This is a genomic window from Mesorhizobium sp. M0615 (assembly GCF_040320805.1).
Lineage (GTDB): Bacteria > Pseudomonadota > Alphaproteobacteria > Rhizobiales > Rhizobiaceae > Mesorhizobium.
Map to the genome: position 1 here is coordinate 246,608 of NZ_JAMYQI010000004.1, position 20,027 is coordinate 266,634.

The window sequence follows — 20,027 nt, forward strand, 5'->3', positions numbered from 1 at the left end:
ATGAGAGCGCGGTAAGGGGCGGTGCCCCTGGCCCGGAACTCTAAAGGAATTGAACCGATGCGTTCAGGTGTGATTGCAAAGAAGGTGGGAATGACCCGCATCTATAATGATGCCGGGGAACATGTTCCCGTCACCGTTCTCCAGATGGAGAACTGCCAGGTCGTGGCTCAGCGCACGCAGGAGAAGAACGGCTATACGGCCGTCCAGCTCGGCGTTGGCCTTGCCAAGGTAAAGAACACGTCGAAGGCGATGCGCGGCCATTTCGCGACCGCTTCCGTCGAGCCGAAGGCGAAGGTCGCCGAGTTCCGCGTCTCCGCCGACAACATGATCGATGTCGGCGCCGAGATCACCGTCGAGCACTTCGTCGCCGGCCAGAAGGTCGATGTGACGGGCACGACGATCGGCAAGGGTTTCCAGGGCGTCATCAAGCGCCATCACATGGGTGGTGGCCGCGCGACGCACGGTAACTCGGTCTCGCACCGTACGCACGGTTCGACCGGCCAGCGTCAGGATCCGGGCAAAGTGTTCAAGGGCAAGCATATGGCTGGCCACATGGGCGACACCCGCGTCACCACACAGAATGTCGAGATCGTTTCGACCGACGCCGATCGCGGCCTGATCCTGATCCGCGGTGCGGTTCCCGGATCGAAGGGCGCCTGGATCCTGGTCCGCGATGCGGCCAAGGTGGCACTGCCGGCCAATGCGCCGAAGCCTGCCGCGATCCGCGCCGTTGCTGCCGAGAGTGGCGCCAAGAACGAGGCTCCGGCCGCAGAGGGAGCAGAATAATGGATCTCAAGATCACAACGCTTGGCGGCAAGGACGCCGGCAAGGTGAAACTCTCCGAGGAGATTTTCGGCCTTGATCCGCGCGAGGACATCCTGCAGCGCGTCGTGCGCTGGCAGCTGGCCAAGCGCCAGCAGGGCACGCACAAGGCCAAGGGCCGCGCCGAAATCGCGCGCACCGGCGCCAAGATGTACAAGCAGAAGGGTACGGGCCGCGCCCGTCACCATTCGGCACGCGCTCCGCAGTTCCGCGGCGGCGGCAAGGCCCACGGCCCGGTCGTTCGCAGCCACGAGCACGATCTGCCGAAGAAGGTGCGCGCTCTGGGCTTGCGGCATGCTCTCTCGGCCAAGGCCAAGAGCGCGTCGATCATCATCATCGACGAGCTGAAGCTGACCGAAGCCAAGACGAAGGCGCTGATCGCGAATTTCGCGACGCTGGGCCTGACCAACGCCTTGGTGATCGGCGGTGCCGAGCTTGACCAGAACTTCAAGCTGGCGGCGACCAACATCCCGAACATCGACGTGCTGCCCATCCAGGGCATCAACGTCTACGACATTCTGCGCCGCGGCACGCTGGTCCTTTCGAAGGCCGCCGTCGAGGCTCTCGAGGAGCGCTTTAAATGACCGACCTCCGTCATTACGACGTGATCGTCTCGCCGGCGATCACCGAAAAGTCGACCATGGCTTCCGAGAACAACCAGGTTGTTTTCAACGTCGCCAAGAAGGCGTCGAAGCCGGAAATCAAGGCCGCTGTCGAAGCGCTGTTTGGCGTCAAGGTTACGGCCGTGAACACGCTTGTCCGCAAGGGCAAGATCAAGCGCTTCCGCGGCACGATCGGCCGCCAGAGCGACGTCAAGAAGGCGATTGTGACACTGGCCGACGGCCAGTCGATCGACGTCGCGACGGGTCTCTGAGCTAGGCCGCGAGGACAACAAACATGGCACTTAAAAAATTCAACCCGGTAACGCCGAGCACCCGCCAGCTGGTCATCGTCGACCGCTCGGGCCTCTACAAGGGCAAGCCCGTCAAGGGTCTGACCGAAGGCCTGACCAAGTCGGGCGGCCGCAACAATCACGGCCGCATCACGGCCCGCTTCATCGGCGGCGGTCACAAGCGTTCGTACCGCATCATCGACTTCAAGCGCCGCAAGTTCGACGTCGTCGGCACGGTCGAGCGCATTGAATACGATCCGAACCGCACCGCCTTTATCGCGCTGATCAAGTATGACGATGGCGAGCTGTCCTACATCATCGCTCCGCAGCGCCTTGCCGCCGGCGACAAGATCGTGGCCGGTGAATCGGTCGACGTGAAGCCGGGCAATGCGATGCCGCTGGCCTCGATGCCGGTCGGCACGATCGTCCACAACATCGAGCTGAAGCCGGGCAAGGGCGCCCAGGTCGCACGTTCAGCGGGTGGCTATGGCCAGCTGGTCGGTCGCGACCAGGGCATGGCGATCCTGCGCCTCAACTCGGGCGAGCAGCGTGTCGTTCACGGCTCCTGCATGGCCACCGTCGGCGCCGTGTCGAACCCCGACCACGGCAACATCAACGACGGCAAAGCCGGCCGCACGGTCTGGCGCGGCAAGCGCCCGCACAATCGCGGCGTGACCATGAACCCGGTCGACCATCCGCATGGCGGTGGTGAAGGCCGCACCTCCGGTGGCCGTCATCCGGTCAGCCCGTGGGGCAAGCCGACCAAAGGCAAGAAGACGCGGTCCAACAAGGCGACCGACAAGTTCATCCTGCGCTCGCGCCATCAGCGCAAGAGCTAAGAAGAGGTAACGCCAAGTGACTCGTTCTATTTGGAAAGGCCCCTTCATCGACGGCTACCTTCTCAAGAAGGTGGACAAGGTTCGTGAAGGTGGTCGCAATGAGGTGATCAAGATGTGGAGCCGTCGCTCCACCATCCTGCCGCAGTTCGTCGGCTTCACCTTCGGTGTCTACAACGGCCAGAAGCATGTTCCCGTCTCGGTGAACGAGGACATGGTCGGTCACAAGTTCGGTGAATTCGCTCCGACCCGGACCTATTACGGTCACGGCGCGGATAAGAAGGCGAAGAGGAAATAATCATGGGCAAGGCCAAAGCTCCGCGCAGGCTTGCTGACAACGAAGCGCGCGCCGTTCTGCGCACGATCCGTATCAGCCCGCAGAAGCTGAACCTGGTTGCCGCGCTGATCCGCGGCAAGAAGGTCGCGACAGCGCTTTCCGATCTCGAATTCTCGGCCAAGCGGATTTCCGGCACGGTCAAGAAGACGCTGGAATCGGCGATCGCCAACGCGGAAAACAACCACGACCTCGACGTCGATGCGCTGATCGTGGCGGAAGCCTATGTCGGCAAGTCGATCGTCATGAAGCGGTTCCATGCTCGTGGCCGCGGTCGCGCCAGCCGTATTGAAAAGCCGTTCTCGCACCTCACGATCGTCGTTCGTGAAGTCGAAGAAAAAGGGGAGGCCGCATAATGGGCCAGAAAGTCAATCCGATCGGTCTGCGCCTCGGCATCAACCGCACCTGGGATTCGCGCTGGTTCGCGAACACCGGCGAGTACGGCAAACTGCTGCATGAGGACATCAAGATCCGCAAATATCTTGAAAAGGAACTCAAGCAGGCTGCGATTTCGAAGGTCGTGATCGAGCGCCCGCACAAGAAGTGCCGCGTCACCATCCATGCGGCGCGCCCGGGCCTGATCATCGGCAAGAAGGGCGCCGACATCGAAAAGCTTCGCAAGAAGCTGATGGAGATGACGAAGTCCGAGACGCACTTGAACATCGTTGAAGTGCGCAAGCCGGAAATCGACGCGACCCTGGTCGCCCAGTCGATCGCCCAGCAGCTCGAGCGTCGTATCGCGTTCCGCCGCGCCATGAAGCGCGCCGTTCAGTCGGCCATGCGCCTGGGCGCCGAAGGCATCCGCATCAACTGCGCCGGCCGTCTCGGCGGCGCCGAGATTGCACGCATGGAATGGTACCGCGAAGGCCGCGTGCCGCTGCATACGCTGCGCGCCGATGTCGACTATGGCACGGCCGAAGCGCATACGGCTTACGGCATCTGCGGCGTCAAGGTCTGGGTGTTCAAGGGCGAAATCCTCGAGCACGATCCGATGGCTTCGGAGCGTCGCGCGACCGAGGGTGATGCTGCGCATGGCGGTGGTGGTGATCGCGAACGCGGTCGTCGTCGCGAAAACGCCTGATTATTTAGGAATTTGGAGTTAGAACGATGCTGCAGCCAAAGCGCACAAAGTTCCGCAAGCAGTTCAAGGGCCGTATCCATGGCACCGCAAAGGGCGGCACCAACCTGGATTTCGGTGGTTTCGGGCTGAAGGCGCTTGAGCCGAACCGCGTCACCGCGCGTGAGATCGAGGCGGCCCGCCGCGCGATCACTCGTGAGATGAAGCGTGCCGGCCGCGTGTGGATCCGTATTTTCCCTGATGTGCCGGTGACGTCGAAGCCGACCGAAGTGCGCATGGGCAAGGGCAAGGGCGCTGTCGACTACTGGGCGGCGCGCGTCAAGCCGGGCCGCATCATGTTCGAGATCGACGGCGTCAACGAAGAAACCGCCCGTGAGGCGCTGCGTCTCGGCGCGGCCAAGCTCTCGGTCAGGACGCGCTTCGTACAGCGCATCGCAGAATAAGGACGGGCTGATCATGAAAGCCGAAGACATCCGGACCAAGACCCAGGACCAGCTGACCGACGATCTGGCCAGCCTGAAGAAGGAGCAGTTCAACCTGCGCTTCCAGAAGGCCACCGGCCAGCTCGAGAAGACCGCGCGCGTGCGGCAGGTTCGCAAGGACATTGCGCGTATCAAGACCATCGCTGCGGAAAAGTCCGCGGCCAAGAAGGCTTAAGGACGAAAATCATGCCAAAGCGCATTCTGCAGGGCACTGTCGTCAGCGACAAGAACGAGAAGACGGTAGTCGTCAAGGTCGAACGGCGCTTCACGCATCCCGTGATGAAGAAGACCGTGCGCATGACCAAGAAGTACAAGGCGCACGACGAGAACAACGCCCACAAGGTCGGCGATCAGGTGTTCATCCAGGAATCGAAGCCGATTTCCAAGGATAAGCGCTGGATCGTCGTGTCTTCGGACCAGGCGTAACAAACCGAATTTTGGACAGACCGGGGAGGGGCTTTGAGCCCGTCCCGTTAGAAGAGAAGAAGGCGGCCAGTCATGATTCAGATGCAAACAAACCTCGACGTCGCGGATAATTCCGGCGCCCGTCGTGTCATGTGCATCAAGGTGCTGGGCGGCTCGAAGCGGAAATACGCTTCCGTAGGCGACATCATCGTGGTGTCGATCAAGGAAGCCATTCCGCGCGGCCGCGTTAAGAAGGGCGATGTGATGAAGGCGGTCGTGGTTCGCACGGCCAAGGACATCCGCCGCCCGGACGGCAGCGTGATCCGTTTCGACAAGAACGCGGCCGTTCTCGTCGACAACAAGAAAGAGCCGATCGGCACGCGTATCTTCGGACCGGTTCCGCGCGAACTCCGCGCCAAGAACCACATGAAGATCATCTCGCTCGCGCCTGAAGTGCTGTAAGGAGCCGGACCAATGCAAAAGATTAGAAAAGGCGACAAGGTCGTCGTGCTGGCCGGCAAGGACAAGGGCCGTTCGGGCGAAGTCCTCTCGGTTCAGCCGAAGGAAGACACCGCGCTGGTTCGCGGCGTCAACATGATCCGTCGTCACCAGAAGCAGTCCCAGTCCCAAGAGGGCGGGATCATCACCAAGGAAGCGCCGATCCAGCTGTCGAACATCGCGCTCGCCGACCCCAAGGATGGCAAGCCGACCCGCGTCGGCTTCATCTTCCAGAAGGACGGCAAGAAGGTGCGCGTCGCCAAGCGCTCGGGAGAAGTCATCAATGGCTAAGGCTCAAACCACGAAGCCCAAGGCTGAAAGCAAACAGTCCAAGGCCCAGAACACGCCGCGCCTCAAGCAGGTCTACAACGAGACCATCCGCAAGGCGCTGCAGGAGCAGTTCGGCTACGAGAACGAGATGCAGGTTCCGCGCATCGACAAGATCGTGCTGAACATGGGCGTCGGCGAAGCGACCGCGGATTCGAAGAAGCCTTCGATCGCGGCCGAAGACCTGGCGATGATCGCCGGCCAGAAGGCCGTCGTCACCCGCGCCCGTAATTCGATCGCCGGCTTCAAGGTCCGCGAGAAGATGCCGATCGGCGCCAAGGTCACGCTGCGCAAGGAACGCATGTACGAGTTCCTCGACCGTCTCGTGAACATCGCACTGCCGCGCGTCCGCGACTTTCGCGGACTGAATCCGAAGAGCTTCGATGGCCGTGGCAACTACGCCATGGGCATCAAGGAACACATCGTGTTCCCGGAGATCAACTACGACAAGGTTGATCAGATCTGGGGCATGGACGTCATCGTTTGTACGACTGCGAAGACGGACGACGAAGCCAGGGCATTGCTCAAGGCCTTCAACTTCCCCTTCCGCCAGTAACGGCAGCGAGAAAAGGAAAAATCTGAAATGGCAAAGACCAGCTCAGTCGAGAAGAACAACAGGCGCCGCAAGCTTGCCGACCAGTACGGTCCCAAGCGCGCAGCGCTCAAGGCGATCATCATGGACCAGTCCAAGCCGATGGAAGAGCGTTTCCGCGCTCAGCTGAAGCTTGCTGCCCTGCCGCGCAACTCGGCCAAGATCCGCATCCGCAACCGCTGCGAAGTTACCGGCCGTCCGCGCGCCTATTATCGCAAGCTCAAAGTATCGCGCATCGCGCTTCGTGATCTCGGCAATAACGGCCAGATCCCGGGCCTGGTCAAGTCGAGCTGGTAAGGAGGACATAACATGTCATTGAGCGATCCTCTCGGCGATATGCTGACCCGCATCCGCAACGCGTATGGCCGTAAGAAGTCGAGCGTTTCGACGCCGGCGTCGCGCCTGCGTACCCGCGTCCTCGACGTGCTGAAGGCTGAAGGCTATATCCGCGACTACAGCCAGACCGACTTCGACAACGGCAAGTCCGAAATCGAAATCGAGCTGAAGTATTTCGACGGTGCTCCGGTCGTGCGCGAAATCGCCCGCGTCTCGAAGCCTGGCCGCCGCGTTTACGTTTCGGCCAAGTCGATCCCGCACGTCGCCAACGGCCTCGGCATCGCCATCCTTTCGACGCCCAAGGGCGTGATGGCCGATCACGAAGCACGCGAACAGAATGTCGGCGGCGAAATCCTCTGCCAGATTTTCTAATTCGGCAGACCTGAAACAAGAGAAGTGACGAGGACAACCAAATGTCTCGTATTGGAAAGAAACCCGTTTCGCTGCCGCAGGGCGTGACCGCGACCGTCAACGGCCAGACCGTGACGGCGAAGGGCCCCAAGGGCGAGCTGAAGTTCGTGGTGAACGACGAAGTGCTGGTCAAGATGGAAGGCAGCGAAATCGCTGTCCAGCCGCGCGACCAGACCAAGACCGCCCGATCCAAGTGGGGCATGTCGCGCACGCAGATCGTCAACATCCTGCAGGGCGTCAAGGACGGTTTCGAGAAGAAGCTCGAGATCACCGGCGTCGGCTATCGCGCGGCACTCCAGGGCAAGAACCTGCAGCTGGCGCTTGGCTTCAGCCACGACGTCGTTTACGAGACGCCGGCCGGCATCACGATCACTGTGCCGAAGCCGACGGAAATCACCGTGACCGGCATCGACAAGCAGCAGGTCGGCCAGGTTGCAGCCGAGATCCGCGAGTATCGCGGTCCCGAGCCCTACAAGGGCAAGGGTGTCCGCTATGCCGGCGAGAAGATCGTCCGCAAGGAAGGCAAGAAGAAGTAGTAGGCCTGGGCCCGAAAAGTTGCAGACTTTTCGGAAAAGGCCAAGCCAAAGAAGTGCAACGCCGCGGGGAGCGGTCGCGGGAGGCGCTTTCGCCTACCGCACATGGCGGCCCCCGTTTTTTGAAGGCAAGGAAGATTATCATGGCTACCAAGGAATCCATCCAGCGCCGCGCGCAGCGCGTCCGCCGCCAGATCAAGAAGGTCGCCGGCGAACGTCCGCGTCTCTCGGTTCACCGCACGTCGAAGAACATCTACGTGCAGGTCATCGACGACGCCAAGGGCCATACCATCGCGGCTGCATCGACACTCGAGAAGGACCTCAAGGGTTCGCTCAAGACCGGCGCTGACACCGAGGCAGCAGCCGCTGTTGGCAAGCTGATCGCCGAGCGTGCTTCGAAGGCCGGCGTCAAGGAAGTCGTCTTCGACCGCGGCGCCTACATCTATCACGGCCGCGTCAAGGCGCTGGCCGAGGCTGCCCGTGAAGGCGGTCTGAGCTTCTAATTGCCTGATCCCGAACCGAAGGTCAGCGCAGCAAAAAGTTGCAGACTTTTCGGACAAGATCATGCAAGGAAAAATAATTCGCCCCCGGTGACCCAAAGAGGCGCACCGGATCTTATCAGCAACCGTGCTTCCGGAAAAAAACAAGGAACAGGATATGGCACAGGAACGTAGGGATGGCGGCCGCGGCCGCGATCGTGAAGAACGCGATGACGGCATGGTGGACAAGCTCGTCCACATCAACCGTGTCGCCAAGGTCGTCAAGGGCGGCCGTCGCTTCGGTTTTGCAGCACTCGTCGTCGTCGGCGACCAGAAGGGCCGCGTCGGCTTCGGTCACGGCAAGGCGCGCGAAGTGCCGGAAGCGATCCGCAAGGCAACCGAGTCGGCCAAGCGCGACATGATTTTCGTGCCGCTGCGCTCGGGCCGCACGCTGCACCACGACGTCGAAGGACGCTGGGGCGCCGGACGCGTGCTGCTGCGCGCTGCCAAGCAGGGTACCGGCATCATCGCCGGCGGCCCGATGCGCGCTGTCTTCGAGACGCTCGGCATGCATGACGTGGTCGCCAAGTCGATGGGTTCGTCGAACCCCTACAACATGGTTCGCGCCACGTTCGACGCGCTGAAGAGCCAGATGCATCCCAAGGATGTGGCTGCTGCGCGCGGCATCAAATATTCGACCCTTCAGGCCCGCCGCGGCACCGCCGTTGCGGCTGAAGAATAGTCGATCTGACCAGGGATTTTGACCATGGCCAAGAAAGCAACCAAGACCATCACCGTTGAGCAGATCGGTTCGCCGATCCGCCGCCCGAAGGAACAGCGCGCAACGCTGGTCGGCCTCGGCCTCAACAAGATGCACAAGCAGCGCACGCTGGAGGACACTCCCTCGGTGCGCGGCATGATCGCTGCCGTCCAGCATCTCGTCCGCGTCGTGGACGAGGGCTGAGCAAAAGCGCAGGAGAACCCAGATGAAACTCAACGATCTGCGTGACAAGGACGGCGCGACGCACTCCAAGAAGCGTCTCGGCCGTGGCATCGGCTCCGGCTCGGGCAAGACCGGCGGTCGCGGCGTCAAGGGCCAGAAGGCGCGCTCCGGCGTTGCCATCAACGGCTTCGAGGGCGGCCAGATGCCGCTCTATCGGCGCCTGCCGAAGCGTGGCTTCAATAACATCTTCGCCAAGAGCTTTGTCGTCGTGTCGCTGGCTCGTATCCAGACGGCGCTCGATGCCAAGAAGCTCGACGCCAAGGCGACCGTGACGGCCGAGGCACTCGTTGCCGCCGGCGTCATCCGCCGCGTCAAGGACGGCGTGCGCATCCTCTCGGACGGCGAACTCAAGGCAAAGCTTGCCTTCGACGTCGCCGGCGCCTCCAAGGCCGCGATCGAGAAGATCGAAAAGGCCGGCGGTTCGGTCAAGCTGCCGGAAGCGGCAGCGGAGTAACGGCAATTTGAAGCGCGGCCGGCAGGAACGGTATCCGTTTTTGTTCACGATTGCGCTTTGATCCAATCAATTAGGCGGCCGCGTCAACGCGGCCGCTTGCATGTTTAGAGCCCGGAGCTTATCTCGTGAGCTTCGGTGCCACGCGCCGCCTGAACTGCGGGCATCGAGCGTGGCATACAAATCAAAGAAGTAGCGCATGACGTTGTCCGAAAACCGCTTCACACTTTTCGGCATCATGCTCTAGCGGAGAATCAGGCATGGCTTCGGCTGCTGAACAACTAGCCTCGAATCTGAACTTTGCGGCTTTCGCCAAGGCGGAGGACCTGAAGAAGCGAATCTGGTTCACCGTCGGCGCGCTGCTCGTCTATCGCCTCGGCACCTATATCCCGCTGCCCGGCATCAATCCGGATGCATTCGCGCAGGCCTTCTCTTCGCAGGCCAAGGGCGTGCTCGGCATGTTCAACATGTTCGCCGGCGGCGCCGTGCAGCGCATGGCGATCTTCGCGCTCGGCATCATGCCTTACATCTCAGCCTCCATCATCATGCAGCTGATGACCTCGGTCATTCCGTCGCTGGAAGCGCTGAAAAAGGAAGGCGAGCAGGGCCGCAAGGTCATCAACCAGTACACGCGCTACGGCACGGTACTCCTGGCGCTGGTGCAGGCCTACGGCATTTCGGTGGGCCTGGAAGGCGGCAACGGCATCGTCAACGATCCCGGCATGTTCTTCCGCATCTCGACCGTCGTCACGCTGGTTGGCGGCACCATGTTCCTGATGTGGCTGGGCGAGCAGATCACCGCCCGCGGCATCGGCAACGGCATTTCGCTGATCATCTTCTCCGGCATCGTCGCCGGCCTGCCGCGCGCCATCTCCGGCACGCTGGAGCTCGGCCGCACCGGCGCCCTATCGACGGGGCTGATACTCGCGATCATCGTGCTGGCCATCATCGTCATCGCGCTGATCGTGTTCTTCGAGCGCGCGCAGCGCCGCCTGCTGATCCAGTATCCGAAGCGCCAGGTCGGCAACCGCATGTTCCAGGGCGACACCTCGCATCTGCCGCTGAAGCTCAACACGTCGGGCGTCATTCCGCCGATCTTCGCGTCGTCGCTGCTTTTGCTGCCGGCAACGGTCGCCGGCTTCTCGCAGACGACAAACCTGCCGGCCTGGGCAAGCACCGTGCTCGCTTCGCTCGGCCACGGCCAGCCGCTCTACATGCTGTTCTATGCGGCAATGATCGTGTTCTTCGCCTTCTTCTACACGGCCATCGTGTTCAATCCGAAGGACACCGCCGACCAGCTCAAGAAGCATTCCGGCTTCATTCCGGGCTACCGTCCGGGTGAGCGCACCGCCGATTACATCGACTATGTCCTGACGCGCATCACCGTCGTCGGCGCCATCTATCTGGTGCTGGTGTGCCTGCTGCCCGAGTTCCTGATTTCGGCAACTGGCGTACCATTCTACCTCGGTGGCACATCGCTTCTGATCGTGGTCAGTGTAACCCTCGATACGGTGGCGCAGATCCAGGGTCACCTGATCGCGCACCAGTATGAGGGCCTGATCAAGAAGTCGAAGCTGCGCGGGGGGAAGAAGGCCAGATGAGATTGATATTGCTTGGGCCGCCAGGAGCGGGCAAGGGGACGCAAGCACAAAGACTGGTAGAAAAATACGGCATACCGCAGCTGTCGACGGGTGACATGCTGCGGGCGGCCGTGCAGGCCGGCACCGAAGTCGGCAAGCGCGCCAAAGCGGTGATGGATGCCGGCGAGCTGGTTTCCGACGCCATCGTCAACGCCATCGTGGCCGAGCGCATCGATCAGCCCGATTGCACCAACGGTTTCATCCTCGACGGATATCCGCGCACGCTGGTGCAAGCCGATGCGGTTGAATCGATGCTCGCCGAGCGCGGCATTGGCCTCGATGCCGTGATCGAGTTCGTCGTCGATGACAAAGCGCTGGTCGGCCGCATCGTCAAGCGCGCCGACGACGCCAAGGCCGCCGGACAGCCGGTGCGCAAGGACGACAATCCGGTGGTGTTCGAAGAGCGCCTGCGGGAATATTACAAGAAGACCGCGCCTCTGATCGGCTATTATTATGCCAAACGCTCGCTTAGGAGTGTCGACGGCATGGCCCCTGTCGACACCGTGACGGCGGAGATTGACGCGCTGCTCGCGGCGGTGACGCGGGAGACCGTTACGGTAAAGTAAAGATTGCGCTTGACTGGAACGGTTCGCTGGGTTATGGCGGCCCGTCTTCCTATCAGGCATGAGGCTTTGCTTGTCCGCAAGGGCAAGGCAGCCGCATTGAAACTAGGGAACTCCCGCAAGGGCCGGCCTCCACCGGACGCGGGTAATTTGAACAGCGCCGCGCATGCCTTTTTTTGAAGGCCGGCCGGTCCCACATGGAGAAGAGAAGAATATGGCTCGTATAGCCGGCGTCAACATTCCGACCAACAAGCGCGTCGTCATTGCGCTTCAGTACATTCACGGCATTGGCAAGAAGTTCGCCCAGGAGATCGTCGACAAGGTCGGCATCCCGGCCGAGCGCCGCGTCAACCAGCTGACCGACGCGGAAGTGCTGCAGATCCGCGAGACCATTGACCGCGACTACCAGGTCGAAGGCGACCTGCGCCGCGAAGTGTCGATGAACATCAAGCGTCTCATGGACCTCGGCTGCTACCGCGGTCTGCGTCACCGCCGTTCGCTGCCGGTTCGCGGCCAGCGCACGCACACCAATGCACGCACCCGCAAGGGCCCGGCCAAGTCGATTGCCGGCAAGAAGAAGTAAGTGAGCGAATAGCGAGTAGCCATTAGCGAGTAGGGGTTCCCTATTCGCTGGTCCTGCTCACTACTCGCTTTCAAAGGTGGAGCCGCTGGCATTACGGCGGTGTAGAGATCAACTGAAAGGACTATCATGGCCAAGGAAGCCGCTCGTGTTCGCCGTCGCGAACGCAAGAACATCTCTTCGGGCGTTGCCCACGTCAATTCGACCTTCAACAACACGATGATCACCATCACCGACGCGCAGGGCAATTCCATTGCCTGGTCGTCGGCCGGTGCCCAGGGCTTCAAGGGTTCGCGCAAGTCGACCCCGTTCGCCGCCCAGATGGCTGCCGAAGACGTCGCCAAGAAGGCCCAGGAACACGGCATGCGCATGCTCGAAGTCGAGGTCTGCGGACCCGGCTCCGGTCGTGAATCGGCGCTTCGCGCCCTGCAGGCGGCCGGCTTCACCATCACCTCGATCCGTGATGTGACGCCGATCCCGCACAATGGCTGCCGCCCGCGCAAGAAGCGCCGCGTCTAAGACATTACCGAACGCCGCGTGAGCGCCTCAAGGCGCTCCTCCACGGCACTCCAGGTCGCCCGCCACGATTGGATGGTGGCGGGTCAACGGAAGGAAAGCATCATGATCCAGAAAAATTGGCAGGAACTGATCAAGCCGAACAAGATCGAGTTCTCGTCGAAGAAGAAGACGCTGACCACGCTGGTCGCCGAGCCGCTCGAGCGTGGCTTCGGCCTGACGCTCGGCAACGCGCTGCGCCGCGTGCTTTTGTCTTCGCTGCGCGGTGCGGCTGTCACCGCCGTGCAGATCGACGGCGTTCTGCATGAATTCTCGTCGATTGCCGGCGTGCGTGAGGACGTGACCGACATCGTCCTCAACATCAAGGAAATCGCCATCCGCATGGAAGGCGATGGTCCCAAGCGCATGGTCGTTCGCAAGCAGGGCCCGGGTGCGGTTCTGGCTGGCGACATCCAGACGGTTGGCGACGTCGAGATCCTCAACCCCGACCACGTCATCTGCACGCTGGACGAGGGCGCTGAAATCCGCATGGAATTCACCGTCGACACCGGCAAGGGTTACGTGCCGGCCGACCGCAACCGCGCCGAAGACGCGCCGATCGGCCTGATCCCGGTCGACAGCCTGTATTCGCCGGTCAAGAAGGTCTCCTACAAGGTCGAAAATACCCGCGAGGGCCAGGTTCTCGACTATGACAAGCTGACCATGACCATCGAGACCGACGGTTCGATCTCGGGCGAGGACGCGGTGGCATTCGCTGCCCGCATCCTGCAGGACCAGCTTGGCCTGTTCGTCAATTTCGACGAGCCGCAGAAGGAAGTCGCCACCGAGGCCGTTACCGAGCTTGCCTTCAACCCGGCGCTGCTCAAGAAGGTCGACGAACTCGAGCTTTCGGTGCGTTCGGCCAACTGCCTGAAGAACGACAACATCGTCTACATCGGCGATCTCATCCAGAAGACCGAAGCCGAGATGCTGCGCACCCCGAACTTCGGCCGCAAGTCGCTGAACGAGATCAAAGAAGTGCTCGCGGCGATGGGCCTGCACCTCGGCATGGAAGTGCCGGACTGGCCGCCGGAAAACATCGAAGACCTCGCCAAGCGTTACGAAGACCAATATTGAGCATGAAGTCCAAGGATCGGCGGCGTGGGCCGCTCGATCCGACGGTCATGCGGAAAACCATCAGAGGCCGTGGCCTCTTGAACAACTGAAGGAAAAGAGCCATGCGCCACGGTTTTAAAGGCCGCCGCTTCGCCCGAAGCATTAGCCATCGCAAGTCGATGTTCGCCAACCTCGCCGTGTCGCTGCTCGAACATGAGCAGATCGTCACCACCCTGCCGAAGGCGAAGGATTTGCGTCCAATCGTCGAGAAGCTGGTGACGCTCGGCAAGCGCGGCGACTTGCATGCGCGCCGCCAGGTCATTGCCCAGATCGGCAATGAAGGCGTCGTCAAGCGTTTGTTCGACACGATTGCGCCGCGCTACGCCGACCGCAACGGCGGCTATCTGCGCATCATGAAGGCGGGCTTCCGCCACGGCGACAATGCCGCCATGGCGGTCATCGAGTTCGTCGACCGCGACACCGACGCCAAGGGCGCCGGCGACCGCGCCCGCCTCGAAGCCGAAGGCGCCAACGAGGAAGCCACTGCCGCATAAGGCTCGGTTTTCGCAAATGACTTTCAAGGGGCCTTCGGGCCCCTTTTTGCATTGTCGCAAGGGCATGCTTCGCCGGGCTTTTTTTGCCTGCCGGCCAAGTGCTTTTGCACGACAATCGCCGCATTTCAGTGCATTAGCCTTTCATTCTGCACAATCGTCGGGACAATGCCCCCGAACTTGCCTTGGAGGATTCGCGAATGCGCGCCAACCGACTGTCTCTTGTTCTGCTCTTCGCCATGATGGCGTTCGCAGCCGCGCCGACAGTCAGGCAGGCGCTGGCCGAGGACGCCGCCAAGCCAGCCGATCCGGGGCTCTCCGATGTGCTGACCGACCTCCTGCATGGCGTCGAAGGCGAGAACGGCACCTCCGGTCCCGACAAGCGCGTGCCGTTCGGCCGCGAAGAGGTACAGCTGTCGTTTGCGCCCCTGGTCAAGCAGACGGCGCCGGCGGTGGTCAATGTCTATGCTTCGCAGACGGCCAAGGTCACGTCGCCCTTTGACGGCGATCCTTTCTTCGAGGAATTCTTCGGCCGCGCGCAGCCGCGCGCGCAATCCTCGCTCGGCTCGGGCGTGCTGGTCGACCCGAGCGGCGTGGTCGTCACCAATTTCCACGTGATCAAGGATGCTGACGAGGTCAAGGTGGCGACCGCGGACGGGCGCGAATTCACCTCGAAGGTCATGCTCAAGGACGAGACGCTCGACCTCGCCGTGCTCAAGATCACCTCCGACAAGCCGTTTCCGGTGATCGCCATCGGCGATTCCGACGCCCTCGAGGTCGGCGACCTGGTGCTGGCCATCGGCAATCCGTTCGGCGTCGGCCAGACCACCACCAGCGGCATCGTGTCGGCGCTTGCCCGCAGCCATATCGGCGTTTCGGATTCGGGCTATTTCATCCAGACCGACGCCGCCATCAATCCCGGCAATTCCGGCGGCGCGCTGATCAACATGGGCGGCCAGCTGGTCGGCATCAACACCGCCATCTACAGCCGCAGCGGCGGCTCGATCGGCATCGGTTTTGCCATCCCGGCCAACATGGTGCGCGCCTTCGCCGACGCGGCCAAGGCCGGGCTCGATTTCTTCGAGCGGCCTTATATAGGCGCCGAGTTCGAAGCGGTCACACCGCAGATCGCCGAATCGCTTGGCATGGATAAGCCGACCGGTGCGCTGGTGTCGTCGGTTGAGGAAGCCGGACCGGCGGCCAAGGCAGGGCTGAAGCCCGGCGATGTCGTGCTGCAGCTCAATGGCACGACGGTCGAAGGCATCGAGGCGCTGGATTACCGCATGGCGACCCTGTCGATCGGCACCAAGGCGACCTTCGCCATCCTGAGCAAGGGCCAGCAGGCGACGATGGAGATTGCACTGGAGCGCGCGCCGGAAGGCGCCAAGGCGTCGGAAGTGACCCTGCATGGCCGCAGCCCGTTCTCCGGCGCCAAGGTCGCGGAACTGTCGCCCAGGCTCGCCCAGCGGCTTGGCCTGCGCACCGACCTCAAGGGGGTCACCGTGGTCGACATCAACCGCGATTCGCCGGCCGCCGATTTCGGCTTCCAGCCGGGCGACATCGTGCGCGAGGTGAACGGCACGACGGTCGATACGGCGGCGACACTGGCGCAGCTTGCCCAGCAGGATACACGCTGGTGGCGCTTTACCGTCGAGCGCGGCGGGCAGATACTGCGCCAGGTGTTGCGTTACTGAGGCGATCTTCCCATTTCTGAGGATCGTGCTCCAACCAGAAGACCTAGATGGCCGATCTGTTCAGCGTCGATGAACCGGAAAGAGCGCCGCCCGGCCGGCCTTTGGCCGATCGGCTGCGCCCGAAAAACCTTGGCGAGGTCGTCGGCCAGGAGCATCTGACCGGCCCCGACGGCGCACTGACGCGGCTCATCAACTCCGGTTCGCTCGGCTCGATGATTTTCTGGGGGCCACCCGGCACCGGCAAGACCACCGTGGCGCGGCTGCTGGCCGGCGAGACCAGCCTTGCCTTCGAGCAGATCTCAGCGGTGTTTTCCGGCGTTGCCGATTTGAAGAAAGTGTTCGAGGCGGCAAAGCTGCGTCGCACCAATGGCCGCCAGACGCTGCTGTTCGTCGACGAGATCCATCGCTTCAACCGCGCCCAGCAGGATTCGTTTCTCCCGGTCATGGAGGACGGCACCGTCGTGCTGGTTGGCGCCACGACCGAAAATCCGTCCTTCGAGCTGAACGCCGCGCTTTTGTCGCGCGCGCGGGTACTGGTGTTTCACTCGCTGGGCGAGGAGAGCATCGCCAAGCTGATGACGCGCGCGGAGGAGACAGAGGGCAGGGCGCTGCCGCTCGACGAAGAGGCGCGGGCGATGCTCATCCGCATGAGCGATGGTGACGGCCGGGCCTCGCTGACGCTGGCCGAGGAAGTCTGGCGCGCCGCCAAACCCGGCGAGGTTTTTGATCCCGAAGGGTTGCAGCGCATCGTCCAGCGCCGCGCGCCGATTTACGACAAGGGCCAGGACGGCCACTACAATCTGATCTCGGCGCTGCACAAATCGGTGCGCGGGTCCGATCCCGACGCGGCGCTCTACTATCTCGCCCGCATGTTCGACGCCGGCGAGGATCCGCTCTATCTCGGCCGCCGGCTGGTGCGCATGGCGATGGAGGATATCGGGCTCGCCGACCCGCAGGCGCTGGTCGTGGCCAACGCCGCCAAGGACGCATACGACTATCTCGGCTCGCCCGAAGGCGAACTGGCCTTCGCCGAGGCCACCGTCTATCTCGCCACCGCGCCCAAATCCAACGCCGTCTATACCGCCTTCAAGGCAGCCACGCGGGCGGCGAAGGAGTTCGGTTCGCTGCTGCCGCCCAAGCACATCCTCAACGCGCCGACCAAGCTGATGAAAGAGGAGGATTACGGCGCCGGCTACCGCTACGATCACGACCAGCCCGATGCCTTTTCCGGCCAGGACTATTTCCCCGAAAAGATGGGCCGGCAGACCTTTTACGATCCGCCCGAACGCGGCTTCGAGCGCGATATCAAGAAACGGCTGGACTATTGGGCAAAGCTGCGCAGCGAGCGGGAAAAATAGGCGCGCGGGACAAACGGGACGAACTCGGCCTGCCCGCGATGAACTGAAATTCTGTCCCCGCCAGTCACAGCAGTGTGATTGTACCGCATGACAAAAAGCCCTATCACGTCGCATGACTCGGCCGGGAGGCTGCCAGGACGGGCGATAATTCGGAACGGGGACAGCGCGCCGCGCGAACAGAAAATGACAAAATCCCTTCGCAAAATGCTTCGCCAGGCTGTGATTGCTGTCCCGCTGCTCGCGCTCGGATTCTATTTCATTCCGATCCTGACCACGATCTGGATCGTCTGCGGCCTGATCGATGTGCTGCGCAACGCCAACAAGGATCTGTCGCTGTTGCGCGGCTATTTCCTCGGCAATGGCATCTTCACCTGGCTGCTGTCGCCCTTCAATCTGCTGGTGGACCTCGTTTGCTACAGGAACCCGGGCGTGTGGAAGCTGGAGCAGTTTCCCGCCGATTATCAGCGCGAGGTCAACGAGGTTCTTGACGTCTTCAAGGCGCGCAAGGACGAGATCATCGCCGATATCGACGCCAATTTCGGCACCGGTCGTCGCGGCATGTATGTCTATCAGTGGTACGGCAAGCACCGGATCGACAATGTCGCGGAATTCAACAAGGCTTTCAAATACATCAAGACCATTGCCGTGTCTGTCTTCAGAGGCAAGGAATCGACTTCCTGGCATTTCGGACCGCTTCGGCTCAGCCTGCGCATCCTCTACAATCTCTTGCCGGTGAAGGCAGAGGTTTTCGTCGAATGCAACGGCGCCAGGAATTACTGGCACGACAACCCGCTCTATATTTTCGACGACACGCTGCTGCACCGCTCGGTCAACGAGTATGACGGACGCCGCTACTGCGTGTTCATGGACATAATCCGCCCGTCGCCGTTCCCCGGCTTCATCGCCGGACTTCTCGCCATCGTTTCGGTCACCGTCGAGCGCATCAATTCCATGTTCTACAAGAACTGGAAGATGATCGGCTCGAGCAAGGCAAAGAAGGTCGAGACGACCTGAGGCGTTGGCCTGAAGGGATTGGGCATGTTCAATCTGCTTCTCGTTGTGGTCGGCGGCGGCATCGGCGCCGGCATCCGCCACCTGACCAACATCGGCGCCTTGCGCCTCGTCGGCCCCAACTACCCCTGGGGGACAATGGCGATCAACATCCTCGGCTCCTTTGTTATGGGGCTGTTCGTCGCCGCGCTGATGCGGCGCGGCGGTTCCAATGAGCTCCGGCTGTTCGTCGCCACCGGCATCCTTGGCGGCTTCACCACCTTCTCCGCCTTTTCGCTCGATTTCGCGACCCTGTGGGAGCGCGGAGCGACGCTGCCGGCGTTGGGATATGCGCTGGCCAGTGTCGTTGGCGCCATTATCGCCCTGTTTCTGGGACTTTGGCTCGCAAGAACCGTTTCATAGTGTTATTGCCCCGACCTGGAGCACGCCGCATCCTCTGGACGCGCTGCAGAAACTTTGATCTTGCGCATGATCCTTTCCGAAAGCCGGAGTAGATTTTCGGGGTCACGCGCTAGAAACGGATAAAGCGAAAATCATGGCAGGCGTAGAACAGATCACGGTGGAGGCCGGCGAGGCGGGCATGCGGCTCGATCGCTGGTTCAAGACCCATTTCCCCGGTCTCGGCTTTGGCCATCTGCAGAAGTTGCTGCGCTCGGGCCAGATCCGCGTCGATGGCGGCCGGGTCAAGGCCGACAGCCGTGTCGAGCCCGGCCAGGTGGTGCGTGTGCCGCCGCTCGAGGTCGACAAGAAGGGCGAGAGTGCGCTTACGGGTTACTCGATCCGCAACCAGGGCGACGCCGATGTGCTGGCCAAGATGCTGATCCACGAAGATCCAAAAGTCTTCGTCTTCAACAAGCCGGCGGGCCTGGCGGTGCAAGGCGGCTCGGGCGTCACCCGCAATGTCGACGACATGCTGGAGGCCTGGCGCAGCCAGAAGGGCGAGAAGCCGCGCCTGGTGCACCGGCTCGACCGCGACACGTCGGGCGTGCTGGTGGTTGCCCGCACCAGGCTTGCGGCGATGAAGCTTTCCGAGTCATTCCGGGCGCGCGAGACCAAGAAGACCTATTGGGCGCTGGTCAAGGGCGTCCCGCCCAAGCGTGAGGACAAGATCTCGACCTGGCTGATCAAGGAACCGACCGAGGACGGCGACCGCGTGCGCGTGGCAGCCCATGGCGAAAAGGGCGCCGACCACGCCGTGTCCTACTACCGCATCATCGAGCAGGCGGCTCAGACGATGACCTGGCTGGAAATGGAGCCGTACACTGGCCGCACCCACCAGCTGCGCGTTCATGCCGCCTATATCGGCTGCCCGATCCTTGGCGACCCCAAATATTTCGAGGCCGACACCAACTGGGACTTTCCGGGCGGCATTCAGAACCGCCTGCATCTGCATGCGCGCCGCATCGTCATTCCGCACCCGGACAAGGGCGTCATCGACGTCACCGCGCCGATGCCGCCGCATATGCGCCAGAGCTGGAACCTGATCGGCTTCGACGACGCCAGCGCGGAGGACTGACATTGGCCGTCGCCTCGGCATTGG

The 20,027-nt window shown here is 62.2% G+C and carries 31 protein-coding genes; all 31 read left to right on the forward strand.

All coding sequences use genetic code 11. The features are described 5' to 3' along the window. Positions 1–57 precede the first annotated feature (57 nt). The 31 genes from rplC (at position 58) to NKI46_RS08725 (ending at position 20,003) form a co-directional block, all read left to right on the forward strand. Positions 58–786, forward strand: coding sequence for a 50S ribosomal protein L3 (gene rplC, locus NKI46_RS08575; RefSeq protein WP_023682606.1), 729 nt, complete (start codon positions 58–60; stop codon positions 784–786). Continuing rightward, positions 786–1,406, forward strand: a complete 621-nt coding sequence (rplD, locus tag NKI46_RS08580; RefSeq protein ID WP_023672750.1) for a 50S ribosomal protein L4 — start codon at positions 786–788, stop codon at positions 1,404–1,406. The genes rplC and rplD overlap by 1 nt, the downstream gene beginning before the upstream one ends. Next, positions 1,403–1,696: a 50S ribosomal protein L23 gene (locus NKI46_RS08585; RefSeq protein WP_023672751.1), complete on the forward strand. Its 294-nt coding sequence runs from the start codon at positions 1,403–1,405 to the stop codon at positions 1,694–1,696. Before rplD ends, NKI46_RS08585 begins: the two co-directional genes overlap by 4 nt. Positions 1,697–1,719: 23 nt before the next feature. Continuing rightward, on the forward strand, positions 1,720–2,553 hold the full coding sequence (gene rplB / locus NKI46_RS08590) for a 50S ribosomal protein L2 (RefSeq protein ID WP_023706515.1): 834 nt from the start codon (positions 1,720–1,722) through the stop codon (positions 2,551–2,553). 16 nt (positions 2,554–2,569) lie between these two features. Next, the gene (rpsS, locus tag NKI46_RS08595; RefSeq protein WP_006205463.1) at positions 2,570–2,848 is read left to right on the forward strand and encodes a 30S ribosomal protein S19; all 279 of its coding nucleotides are present in this window, start codon (positions 2,570–2,572) and stop codon (positions 2,846–2,848) included. Between the two features lie 2 nt (positions 2,849–2,850). Beyond that, positions 2,851–3,240, forward strand: a complete 390-nt coding sequence (gene rplV, locus NKI46_RS08600; protein ID WP_006205462.1) for a 50S ribosomal protein L22 — start codon at positions 2,851–2,853, stop codon at positions 3,238–3,240. Then, positions 3,240–3,965 carry a 30S ribosomal protein S3 gene (rpsC, locus tag NKI46_RS08605; protein WP_023672753.1) on the forward strand — a complete coding sequence of 242 codons (726 nt, stop codon included), beginning with the start codon at positions 3,240–3,242 and terminating at the stop codon, positions 3,963–3,965. The genes rplV and rpsC overlap by 1 nt, the downstream gene beginning before the upstream one ends. Before the next feature lie 26 nt (positions 3,966–3,991). Further along, positions 3,992–4,405, forward strand: a complete 414-nt coding sequence (gene rplP, locus NKI46_RS08610; RefSeq protein ID WP_006205460.1) for a 50S ribosomal protein L16 — start codon at positions 3,992–3,994, stop codon at positions 4,403–4,405. A gap of 13 nt (positions 4,406–4,418) precedes the next feature. After that, positions 4,419–4,619, forward strand: a complete 201-nt coding sequence (gene rpmC, locus NKI46_RS08615) for a 50S ribosomal protein L29 (RefSeq protein ID WP_006205459.1) — start codon at positions 4,419–4,421, stop codon at positions 4,617–4,619. An 11-nt stretch (positions 4,620–4,630) separates the two neighbouring features. Beyond that, a complete protein-coding gene (gene rpsQ, locus NKI46_RS08620; protein ID WP_010909280.1) occupies positions 4,631–4,870 on the forward strand; it encodes a 30S ribosomal protein S17 in 240 nt (79 codons plus the stop codon). Between the two features lie 72 nt (positions 4,871–4,942). Then, on the forward strand, positions 4,943–5,311 hold the full coding sequence (gene rplN, locus NKI46_RS08625) for a 50S ribosomal protein L14 (RefSeq protein ID WP_006205457.1): 369 nt from the start codon (positions 4,943–4,945) through the stop codon (positions 5,309–5,311). Between the two features lie 12 nt (positions 5,312–5,323). Continuing rightward, the gene (gene rplX / locus NKI46_RS08630) at positions 5,324–5,638 is read left to right on the forward strand and encodes a 50S ribosomal protein L24 (protein ID WP_013531428.1); all 315 of its coding nucleotides are present in this window, start codon (positions 5,324–5,326) and stop codon (positions 5,636–5,638) included. After that, positions 5,631–6,230, forward strand: coding sequence for a 50S ribosomal protein L5 (gene rplE / locus NKI46_RS08635; RefSeq protein WP_023672755.1), 600 nt, complete (start codon positions 5,631–5,633; stop codon positions 6,228–6,230). Before rplX ends, rplE begins: the two co-directional genes overlap by 8 nt. 27 nt (positions 6,231–6,257) lie before the next feature. Continuing rightward, the gene (gene rpsN / locus NKI46_RS08640) at positions 6,258–6,563 is read left to right on the forward strand and encodes a 30S ribosomal protein S14 (protein WP_010909282.1); all 306 of its coding nucleotides are present in this window, start codon (positions 6,258–6,260) and stop codon (positions 6,561–6,563) included. 12 nt (positions 6,564–6,575) lie between these two features. Continuing rightward, positions 6,576–6,974 carry a 30S ribosomal protein S8 gene (gene rpsH, locus NKI46_RS08645; protein ID WP_006205453.1) on the forward strand — a complete coding sequence of 133 codons (399 nt, stop codon included), beginning with the start codon at positions 6,576–6,578 and terminating at the stop codon, positions 6,972–6,974. A gap of 41 nt (positions 6,975–7,015) precedes the next feature. Then, positions 7,016–7,549 (forward strand): 50S ribosomal protein L6, encoded by a 534-nt coding sequence (gene rplF / locus NKI46_RS08650; protein WP_023682603.1) that lies wholly within the window; start codon positions 7,016–7,018, stop codon positions 7,547–7,549. A 140-nt stretch (positions 7,550–7,689) separates the two neighbouring features. After that, on the forward strand, positions 7,690–8,049 hold the full coding sequence (gene rplR / locus NKI46_RS08655) for a 50S ribosomal protein L18 (RefSeq protein WP_023682602.1): 360 nt from the start codon (positions 7,690–7,692) through the stop codon (positions 8,047–8,049). 154 nt (positions 8,050–8,203) lie between these two features. Beyond that, a complete protein-coding gene (gene rpsE, locus NKI46_RS08660; RefSeq protein WP_006333394.1) occupies positions 8,204–8,767 on the forward strand; it encodes a 30S ribosomal protein S5 in 564 nt (187 codons plus the stop codon). 24 nt (positions 8,768–8,791) lie between these two features. Beyond that, positions 8,792–8,989: a 50S ribosomal protein L30 gene (gene rpmD / locus NKI46_RS08665; protein WP_006205449.1), complete on the forward strand. Its 198-nt coding sequence runs from the start codon at positions 8,792–8,794 to the stop codon at positions 8,987–8,989. Positions 8,990–9,011: 22 nt separating this feature from the next. Further along, positions 9,012–9,482, forward strand: coding sequence for a 50S ribosomal protein L15 (rplO, locus tag NKI46_RS08670; protein ID WP_023672760.1), 471 nt, complete (start codon positions 9,012–9,014; stop codon positions 9,480–9,482). 257 nt (positions 9,483–9,739) lie between these two features. Continuing rightward, the gene (gene secY / locus NKI46_RS08675) at positions 9,740–11,080 is read left to right on the forward strand and encodes a preprotein translocase subunit SecY (protein WP_023672761.1); all 1,341 of its coding nucleotides are present in this window, start codon (positions 9,740–9,742) and stop codon (positions 11,078–11,080) included. Next, positions 11,077–11,685, forward strand: a complete 609-nt coding sequence (locus NKI46_RS08680; RefSeq protein ID WP_023738902.1) for an adenylate kinase — start codon at positions 11,077–11,079, stop codon at positions 11,683–11,685. Before secY ends, NKI46_RS08680 begins: the two co-directional genes overlap by 4 nt. Positions 11,686–11,896: 211 nt before the next feature. Next, complete coding sequence (rpsM, locus tag NKI46_RS08685; RefSeq protein WP_006205445.1) at positions 11,897–12,265, forward strand: 30S ribosomal protein S13; 369 nt, start codon at positions 11,897–11,899, stop codon at positions 12,263–12,265. 126 nt (positions 12,266–12,391) lie between these two features. After that, complete coding sequence (gene rpsK / locus NKI46_RS08690) at positions 12,392–12,781, forward strand: 30S ribosomal protein S11 (protein WP_006205444.1); 390 nt, start codon at positions 12,392–12,394, stop codon at positions 12,779–12,781. Between the two features lie 102 nt (positions 12,782–12,883). After that, positions 12,884–13,894 (forward strand): DNA-directed RNA polymerase subunit alpha, encoded by a 1,011-nt coding sequence (locus NKI46_RS08695; RefSeq protein ID WP_023682599.1) that lies wholly within the window; start codon positions 12,884–12,886, stop codon positions 13,892–13,894. 101 nt (positions 13,895–13,995) lie between these two features. Then, positions 13,996–14,427: a 50S ribosomal protein L17 gene (gene rplQ, locus NKI46_RS08700; protein ID WP_023691248.1), complete on the forward strand. Its 432-nt coding sequence runs from the start codon at positions 13,996–13,998 to the stop codon at positions 14,425–14,427. A 197-nt stretch (positions 14,428–14,624) separates the two neighbouring features. Beyond that, positions 14,625–16,118 (forward strand): DegQ family serine endoprotease, encoded by a 1,494-nt coding sequence (locus NKI46_RS08705; protein WP_023734056.1) that lies wholly within the window; start codon positions 14,625–14,627, stop codon positions 16,116–16,118. Positions 16,119–16,165: 47 nt separating this feature from the next. Next, positions 16,166–17,476: a replication-associated recombination protein A gene (locus tag NKI46_RS08710; protein ID WP_023730668.1), complete on the forward strand. Its 1,311-nt coding sequence runs from the start codon at positions 16,166–16,168 to the stop codon at positions 17,474–17,476. A gap of 183 nt (positions 17,477–17,659) precedes the next feature. Then, complete coding sequence (locus NKI46_RS08715) at positions 17,660–18,490, forward strand: aspartyl/asparaginyl beta-hydroxylase domain-containing protein (protein WP_352459020.1); 831 nt, start codon at positions 17,660–17,662, stop codon at positions 18,488–18,490. A gap of 24 nt (positions 18,491–18,514) precedes the next feature. Then, complete coding sequence (gene crcB / locus NKI46_RS08720) at positions 18,515–18,889, forward strand: fluoride efflux transporter CrcB (protein ID WP_023726805.1); 375 nt, start codon at positions 18,515–18,517, stop codon at positions 18,887–18,889. Between the two features lie 133 nt (positions 18,890–19,022). Next, the gene (locus NKI46_RS08725) at positions 19,023–20,003 is read left to right on the forward strand and encodes an RluA family pseudouridine synthase (RefSeq protein WP_023672769.1); all 981 of its coding nucleotides are present in this window, start codon (positions 19,023–19,025) and stop codon (positions 20,001–20,003) included. Positions 20,004–20,027: the final 24 nt, after the last annotated feature.

Coding starts and splice junctions, on each gene's coding strand:
- rplC (WP_023682606.1), top strand. CDS start 58: ATGCGTTCAGGTGTGATTGCAAAGAAGGTGGGAATGACCCGCATCTAT.
- rplD (WP_023672750.1), top strand. CDS start 786: ATGGATCTCAAGATCACAACGCTTGGCGGCAAGGACGCCGGCAAGGTG.
- NKI46_RS08585 (WP_023672751.1), top strand. CDS start 1,403: ATGACCGACCTCCGTCATTACGACGTGATCGTCTCGCCGGCGATCACC.
- rplB (WP_023706515.1), top strand. CDS start 1,720: ATGGCACTTAAAAAATTCAACCCGGTAACGCCGAGCACCCGCCAGCTG.
- rplV (WP_006205462.1), top strand. CDS start 2,851: ATGGGCAAGGCCAAAGCTCCGCGCAGGCTTGCTGACAACGAAGCGCGC.
- rpsC (WP_023672753.1), top strand. CDS start 3,240: ATGGGCCAGAAAGTCAATCCGATCGGTCTGCGCCTCGGCATCAACCGC.
- rplP (WP_006205460.1), top strand. CDS start 3,992: ATGCTGCAGCCAAAGCGCACAAAGTTCCGCAAGCAGTTCAAGGGCCGT.
- rpmC (WP_006205459.1), top strand. CDS start 4,419: ATGAAAGCCGAAGACATCCGGACCAAGACCCAGGACCAGCTGACCGAC.
- rpsQ (WP_010909280.1), top strand. CDS start 4,631: ATGCCAAAGCGCATTCTGCAGGGCACTGTCGTCAGCGACAAGAACGAG.
- rplN (WP_006205457.1), top strand. CDS start 4,943: ATGATTCAGATGCAAACAAACCTCGACGTCGCGGATAATTCCGGCGCC.
- rplX (WP_013531428.1), top strand. CDS start 5,324: ATGCAAAAGATTAGAAAAGGCGACAAGGTCGTCGTGCTGGCCGGCAAG.
- rplE (WP_023672755.1), top strand. CDS start 5,631: ATGGCTAAGGCTCAAACCACGAAGCCCAAGGCTGAAAGCAAACAGTCC.
- rpsN (WP_010909282.1), top strand. CDS start 6,258: ATGGCAAAGACCAGCTCAGTCGAGAAGAACAACAGGCGCCGCAAGCTT.
- rpsH (WP_006205453.1), top strand. CDS start 6,576: ATGTCATTGAGCGATCCTCTCGGCGATATGCTGACCCGCATCCGCAAC.
- rplF (WP_023682603.1), top strand. CDS start 7,016: ATGTCTCGTATTGGAAAGAAACCCGTTTCGCTGCCGCAGGGCGTGACC.
- rplR (WP_023682602.1), top strand. CDS start 7,690: ATGGCTACCAAGGAATCCATCCAGCGCCGCGCGCAGCGCGTCCGCCGC.
- rpsE (WP_006333394.1), top strand. CDS start 8,204: ATGGCACAGGAACGTAGGGATGGCGGCCGCGGCCGCGATCGTGAAGAA.
- rpmD (WP_006205449.1), top strand. CDS start 8,792: ATGGCCAAGAAAGCAACCAAGACCATCACCGTTGAGCAGATCGGTTCG.
- rplO (WP_023672760.1), top strand. CDS start 9,012: ATGAAACTCAACGATCTGCGTGACAAGGACGGCGCGACGCACTCCAAG.
- secY (WP_023672761.1), top strand. CDS start 9,740: ATGGCTTCGGCTGCTGAACAACTAGCCTCGAATCTGAACTTTGCGGCT.
- NKI46_RS08680 (WP_023738902.1), top strand. CDS start 11,077: ATGAGATTGATATTGCTTGGGCCGCCAGGAGCGGGCAAGGGGACGCAA.
- rpsM (WP_006205445.1), top strand. CDS start 11,897: ATGGCTCGTATAGCCGGCGTCAACATTCCGACCAACAAGCGCGTCGTC.
- rpsK (WP_006205444.1), top strand. CDS start 12,392: ATGGCCAAGGAAGCCGCTCGTGTTCGCCGTCGCGAACGCAAGAACATC.
- NKI46_RS08695 (WP_023682599.1), top strand. CDS start 12,884: ATGATCCAGAAAAATTGGCAGGAACTGATCAAGCCGAACAAGATCGAG.
- rplQ (WP_023691248.1), top strand. CDS start 13,996: ATGCGCCACGGTTTTAAAGGCCGCCGCTTCGCCCGAAGCATTAGCCAT.
- NKI46_RS08705 (WP_023734056.1), top strand. CDS start 14,625: ATGCGCGCCAACCGACTGTCTCTTGTTCTGCTCTTCGCCATGATGGCG.
- NKI46_RS08710 (WP_023730668.1), top strand. CDS start 16,166: ATGGCCGATCTGTTCAGCGTCGATGAACCGGAAAGAGCGCCGCCCGGC.
- NKI46_RS08715 (WP_352459020.1), top strand. CDS start 17,660: ATGACAAAATCCCTTCGCAAAATGCTTCGCCAGGCTGTGATTGCTGTC.
- crcB (WP_023726805.1), top strand. CDS start 18,515: ATGTTCAATCTGCTTCTCGTTGTGGTCGGCGGCGGCATCGGCGCCGGC.
- NKI46_RS08725 (WP_023672769.1), top strand. CDS start 19,023: ATGGCAGGCGTAGAACAGATCACGGTGGAGGCCGGCGAGGCGGGCATG.